This is a genomic window from Pseudomonas sp. P5_B2 (assembly GCF_056400445.1).
Genome location: NZ_JBFULH010001250.1, coordinates 1 through 800, shown reverse-complemented (window position 1 = coordinate 800; position 800 = coordinate 1). Strand labels below are relative to the sequence as shown.

Here is an 800-nt window from a genome sequence, read left to right as displayed (position 1 = left end):
CCGTTTGAAATGGGGGCCATGCGCATGCCCTTCTTTAATCGGGCGGACGAGCCACCGACAGAGGGCCGGTCACTGATGGCTTACTACGCCAAGGCGTTCGACCTGGCGTTTTCAGATTTTGCCAATCCCGGCAGCCAGTGGGTCACTTCGACCGGAATCTATCTGCGAGAGGGCAGCATGGGCGGCGGGCCGACTCCCCAGATGCTGATCTGGAAAAATGAAGATGGCCAGACACCACCGCCCGGTGAAGCACTGCAAAAGGTTTATGCAAAGTGGAAGGCCTTTGCCGATCGCATGACCCGGCACGTTGCAGAGGTTTACGCCAGTCAGGCATGGGAAGTCATGTGGGCTGTAATCGTCGAAAAATACGAGAGCGTTTCGTTTCGCGATCTGGTCAGCATGCCCACCCTCCAAGCTTGGAATGAAAGCTCACCGGGGGACTTTGGCGGAATRGGAATGTCCGCGGAGGAGTCCGCGATCTTCTATGCCATTGGCATCGGCGACGGTAGTTGGGGTGCCTTTTACGACGTCTGCTCCCTTTATCCCCTGCGCACTGCCATTTTTGGATTCAGCAGCCAGCTACAATTGATCCATGGTCGGGTCGACTCAATTGGCGATCCCCTGGATTCACCCTGTCTGAACGACGAAGCCGTTTTTGACTCGATGGGGCTAAGTTTCGACAGGCCCCGCTACATTGGACTCGCAGCACTGGACGAATGCCTGCTGTTCATGAAAACCGACGAAAGCGCAAAGTCCTTCTACGAACACTGCCGGGAAAGAAACAACGGTTTGCTCATTGA

The 800-nt window shown here is 55.7% G+C and carries 1 pseudogene; it reads left to right on the top strand.

The window, feature by feature from the left end:
• Window positions 1-800: pseudogene (locus AC1DRJ_RS30550) on the top strand (amine oxidase); the annotation flags it as partial.